At 39.8% G+C, this 5083-nt stretch carries 6 protein-coding genes; 1 reads left to right on the plus strand and 5 read right to left on the minus strand.

Features of this window, described 5'->3' with window-relative positions; translation table 11 throughout:
• The 5 genes from ENH88_RS06520 to ENH88_RS06540 form a co-directional block, all read right to left on the minus strand.
• Positions 1–1444 (minus strand): choline dehydrogenase (locus ENH88_RS06520; protein ID WP_304180830.1); only part of this gene is annotated, 1444 nt, incomplete at its 3' end.
• Positions 1445–1455: 11 nt separating this feature from the next.
• Positions 1456–2919: a betaine-aldehyde dehydrogenase gene (betB, locus tag ENH88_RS06525; RefSeq protein ID WP_024599930.1), complete on the minus strand. Its 1464-nt coding sequence runs from the start codon at positions 2917–2919 to the stop codon at positions 1456–1458.
• 13 nt (positions 2920–2932) lie between these two features.
• Positions 2933–3496: a transcriptional regulator BetI gene (betI, locus tag ENH88_RS06530; protein WP_080668972.1), complete on the minus strand. Its 564-nt coding sequence runs from the start codon at positions 3494–3496 to the stop codon at positions 2933–2935.
• 409 nt (positions 3497–3905) lie between these two features.
• Positions 3906–4211 (minus strand): hypothetical protein, encoded by a 306-nt coding sequence (locus tag ENH88_RS06535; protein ID WP_024599931.1) that lies wholly within the window; start codon positions 4209–4211, stop codon positions 3906–3908.
• Positions 4211–4468: a DUF3081 domain-containing protein gene (locus ENH88_RS06540; protein WP_008169639.1), complete on the minus strand. Its 258-nt coding sequence runs from the start codon at positions 4466–4468 to the stop codon at positions 4211–4213. Before ENH88_RS06540 ends, ENH88_RS06535 begins: the two co-directional genes overlap by 1 nt.
• 146 nt (positions 4469–4614) lie before the next feature.
• Between ENH88_RS06540 and ENH88_RS06545 the strand changes: the two genes are divergently transcribed.
• A partial coding sequence (locus ENH88_RS06545; RefSeq protein WP_304180838.1) for a tyrosine/phenylalanine carboxypeptidase domain-containing protein occupies positions 4615–5083 on the plus strand: 469 nt, incomplete at its 3' end.

Genomic DNA, 5083 nt, shown 5'->3' on the forward strand with positions numbered 1-5083 from the left:
CCATATCATCTTCACCCATTTTGCATGAGCAAGAAGGGTGGTAGGCACTTTCTACGGCTTGGCGTACAAAGGCATCTATTTCTTCATCTGTTTGAATATGTTTACCTGGTTGAATTTCTTCATCGCGGTATTCATCAAAGGCACTTTGCTCGATTATGTCGCGTGTTAAGCGAACGCATGCTCTAAAGCCTTCAATATCGTCTTGATGCTCAAGGTAATTAAATAAAATGGTTGGTGGTTGCTCAGGATTTGCAGAAGCAATAGTCACACTACCACGGCTTTTTGGTTTGTTATGACCAACATGTACTTGAAAACCATGACCTGCAAATGCGCTTCGACCGTCGTAACGCATAGCCGCTGGTAAAAAGTGATACTGAATATCTGGCCATTCAACACCTGGTTTTGAGCGAATAAACGCACACGATTCAAAATGATTCGTTGCACCTAAACCCGAACGCGTTAATAACCAGCGCGCGCCAATCAACCCTTTTGAAACAATGCCTAGCTTGCCATTAAGCGTGATAGGTTGCTTACACTTGTATTGAAAGTAAAACTCAAGATGATCTTGTAAGTTTTGACCAACACCAGGTAGATGATGCTGTACTTCAACGCCTGCTTTTTCAAGCGCTTGTGTGTCACCAATACCAGAGAGTTGTAAAATATGTGGAGAGCCGATTGGGCCTGCACTTAATACAACGTCTTTTGCAGCATATGCAGTTTTAACGTCGCCATTTACTTTGTATTCGATGCCAGTAGCTTTCTTGCCATCTAAAATCACGCGTTGTGCTAGTGCACCTGTAATAATCGTTAAATTACTACGCGATTTAACAGGGTCTAAATACTCACGCGAAGCAGAGCTGCGCACGCCGTCTTTTACGGTCATGTGCATTGGGCCAAAACCCTCTTGCTGCGACGCGTTATAATCATCTGTAGAAGCGTAACCGGCTTGTACACCTGCTTTGATAAAGGTGCGGTAAAGCGGGTTTTTCATTTCGTTGCCGTTATTAACGCCAAGCGGGCCTTTGCCACCACGGTAAGTATTTTCACCAAGGTAAAAGCTTTCTGCCTTTTGAAAATACGGTAAACACGATTGGTAATCCCAGCCGTTTGCACCGTGTTGCTGCCATTCGTCAAAATCTTTTGCGTGACCGCGTACATACACCATGCCATTAATAGATGACGAGCCGCCTAATACTTTACCGCGAGGACAATGCATCTCACGGTTATCTAAATGAGGCTCAGGCTGCGTATGAAACTGCCATGCGTATTTGTCACTATTCATAGGAATAGATAACGCGGTTGGCATTTTTATAAAAATACTTTTATCGCTACCGCCAGTTTCAAGTAGTAACACGCGGTTACTTGAATCTTCAGATAAACGGTTGGCTAAAACACAACCCGCCGAACCAGCGCCAACAATAATATAGTCGTAATGATTACTCATAGTAGGGCGCCTTAAAATGGGCTTTCTATGTCGGCCATACCAACATAAATAGACTTAGTTTGCGTGTATTGATCAAGCGTTTGTATACCATTTTCACGGCCAATACCCGATTGCTTATAACCGCCAACTGGCATTTCAGCAGGTGAGTTACCGTATGCATTAATCCAACAAATACCGGCTTGTAACTTATGAATCACGCGGTGCGCACGTTTAATATCGCTAGTAAATACGCCTGCAGCTAAGCCTAGGTGAGTCCCGTTAGCGCGTGCAATAACATCGTCTTCATCGTCAAAAACAAGCACGCTCATTACTGGGCCAAATATTTCTTCTTTAACGATAGTCATGTCGTCATTACAATCAATAAACACAGTCGGTGCTACAAAATAGCCATTAGGTGCAGATTTAGGGGAAAGCGTTGTACCACCGGTTAATAGCGTTGCACCTTCTTCGATGCCTTTATTAACGTAGCTCATTACTAGTTCTTGGTGCTTTTTAGAAATAAGTGCGCCAAAGTTAGTATTTAAATCTTGTGGGTCGCCAGCAATAATGTTTTTCTCAGTGCGCGCTTTAAGCTCATCAATAAATTGCTGATATACATTTTTATGAACGTAAATACGTGTACAGTTAGTACAAATTTCGCCTTGCGTATAAAAATTACCTAACATGGCCGCGCTAACTGCTTGCTCAATGTTGGCGTCATCGAATACTAATAGTGGAGATTTCCCACCAAGTTCCATCGTGACATCTTTTAAAGTACCGGCAGCACTTGCGACTACTTTTTTACCTGTGCCTACTTCACCCGTGAACGATACTTTGTCAATCTCGCTATGCTGCGTTAGCCACTGGCCTACATCGCCCGCGCCTTGAACAACATTAAACACACCTGCAGGTACGCCAGCTTCAACAAATACTTCTGCAAGTTTAAGCGCGCCCAGTGGCGTTTCTTCTGATGGTTTGAATATAAATGCATTCCCAGCAGCAAGAGCAGGGCCTGACTTCCAACATGCAATTTGTAGTGGGTAGTTCCATGCACCAATACCCGCACAAATACCTAATGGCTCTTTGCGTGTGTAGTAAAAGTCATCACCAACCATTTGTTGTTGGCCTACCTGTGCTGGCGCAAGACCTGCAAAGTATTCAATTACATCAGCGCCAGTTTCAATATCAACACAATTTGCTTCTTGCATTGGTTTACCGGTGTCGAGTACTTCTACAAGTGCTAGTTCATCGTTACGTTCGCGTAAAATAGCCACTGCTTTTAATAAAATGCGGCTACGTTCAATGGGTGTCATTGCTGACCACTGAGCAAAACCTTGCTTTGCACTCTCAATGGCTGCGTTTTGAATAAATTCGTCGGCAATTTCTACTGCGTAAATAACCTCGCCCGTTGCTGGGTTTGTTACATCAAATGTTTTGCCGTTCTGGTTTGCAAGAAAATGGCCGTTAATAAAATTTTGATAGACAGGTGTAGTCACGCTAGGCTCCATATTACTTGATAAGTGAAAGTACATAGCTTTTTGCTAACTTTTCACAGTGTTTAAACTGATTATTGTCTGATTTACTCAGTACTGCTCTTAACCATAGGCCATCGATCATTGCGGCGCTAAGTTCTGCAGCTTGATTTGCTTGCTCAATAGGCATTAATTGTTTAAAAGAAAATGCTAAATTACTTTGCAAGCGTTTACTGTTTACATTTTGTAGTCGGTGTAATTCTTCATCATGCATCGATTGCGCCCAAAAACTTAACCACGTTCGGGTTGTATCATTACGCTGTTGTACAAGCGCAAAGTTGGCTTCGATAATAAACATTAAACGTTCAGTCGCATTTGTTTGATGATTTACTTTGCCTATCAAGTCTTGTTTTAAGCTTGTTAGTAAGTATCGAACAGTGGCTTCAATCAGCCCCTGCTTACCACCAAAATAATGACTAATAATACCCGACGATAAACCTGCATTTTTACTAATGCTGTTTATAGTCGTTCCTTGTAATCCATTCGTCGCAACAGATTCTATAGTTGCGTCAATTAACTGCTGACGCCTGACAGGTTCCATTCCAACTTTAGGCATAATTTTTATTAATTGAACGTTCAATAAAGATAAGCTTAAGGTAATAGCTCTAACAATTCAAGGTTGAGGTAAATATCTAGATGCCAAAATGTAGATTAATCATTAATAAAAGTGCAACTAATGCGATAAAGAAGATAAAGTTTTATTTTATTTTATTACTTATAAAACATAGTGTTGAAAGGTTTTTTTTGAGATTAAATAATAGTAATGATTTGTTTACAGCAATAAATGAATAAAATGTGTAAAAATCGTTAGTGCAGTAATAGTTAGAGCACTAATAGTATTATTTTAATGCAAAAGCGCACTAAACCTGTAATTGCTTAGTGCTCTAATAAATTTATATAGAGAGTAAACTTTATGGTTTTATCGTTTTAAAGCGCTTGGTTTGGAAAGGTCAGGCATTATTAATAACACCTTTAAAAAGGAGAGGGTAACGTCTTAGTCTATTGCCAATATAGTCATCAGCTAAAATTTGCTGGCAAATGAAATCAATATCTTTGCTTGCTTCAAAAACCCAATCAAAGCGCTCTATAGCCAGTAAAAAACCACGCTTTAAATGAGTTTGAGCACGGTACTGTTCTAAATTGTCTTGAATAATAGAGACTTTGCTTGGATCAGCTCTAAGCTCTTCTACTACTTGGTTAATAAAAGTAGTATTGAGCTTACTGGTAGGGCGGTGTCTGAGTTTTCGTGGGTGCATTAGCTCTCGTTTGCAATGTTATATAATTTTTTCAAAAAGTCGTCTTTATGCTTTTCATGTTCATAGTCAAGGTGGTAAGTATTATGAAAACCAAAGCGCAGCTCTACGCCGCTACCTTGTAGGTATACTGTGTAACCATCTACGTCTGAATAAGCAGTAACGCCTTGATAGTGCTTACCTTCATCAGTCATTTCACCTTTTTGAATTATACGTTCATACACGGCTAAAATCTGTTTATTGTCGAGTTCGTTTTTCATGTTTTATACCTTTTATTTGATAACTCATACGATACAGATATGAGGGTCGATCATCTTAAAAACAATAGCTAAAAAAGTGTGATATTGCTTTGTAATTTAGCTTTTTTAAATTATGCTCAAAACTCATTTATTGTTGAGCTTACACCATGATAGACAAGGCGTTACTACTAAAAACTCGTGAGTTATCGGATCAATTAATTGCATTGCAAACGCCTATTAGGATACTTGATGCTATTAATTGGGATAAACAAACTAAAGAAGAGTTTTTTAGACAGAAATGTCAAAAAGACCCACTTATCGATCGTGCATACTATCAACAGCGCGACCTTGGTTTTGTACCTAGCGAGTTACGCCAAGCGTTTTCTACTTTGCACCGTAACATTATTAACCAACTAGGGCAGTTAAATCCGATTGCTCAATATATGGGAAAAATGTGCACTGAGTATAAAACGGTATTAAGTATGCTTGAATATCGAGGTACGCCAGAATTTCATGACTTATCGGTGGAGTTATTTGGTCACCCTAAAGACTTATTCCATGCCGGTGAGCCCTCACTCTCTGAGCTAGCTAATATGCTAGATAAACCGCTGCAAAATTTACTAATAGCCGACATAC

Origin of the sequence: Pseudoalteromonas prydzensis (assembly GCF_011050055.1) — a bacterium.
Classification (GTDB): Bacteria; Pseudomonadota; Gammaproteobacteria; order Enterobacterales; family Alteromonadaceae; genus Pseudoalteromonas; species Pseudoalteromonas prydzensis_A.

Coding starts and splice junctions, on each gene's coding strand:
- betI (WP_080668972.1), bottom strand. CDS start 3,496: ATGGAACCTGTCAGGCGTCAGCAGTTAATTGACGCAACTATAGAATCT.
- ENH88_RS06535 (WP_024599931.1), bottom strand. CDS start 4,211: ATGCACCCACGAAAACTCAGACACCGCCCTACCAGTAAGCTCAATACT.
- ENH88_RS06540 (WP_008169639.1), bottom strand. CDS start 4,468: ATGAAAAACGAACTCGACAATAAACAGATTTTAGCCGTGTATGAACGT.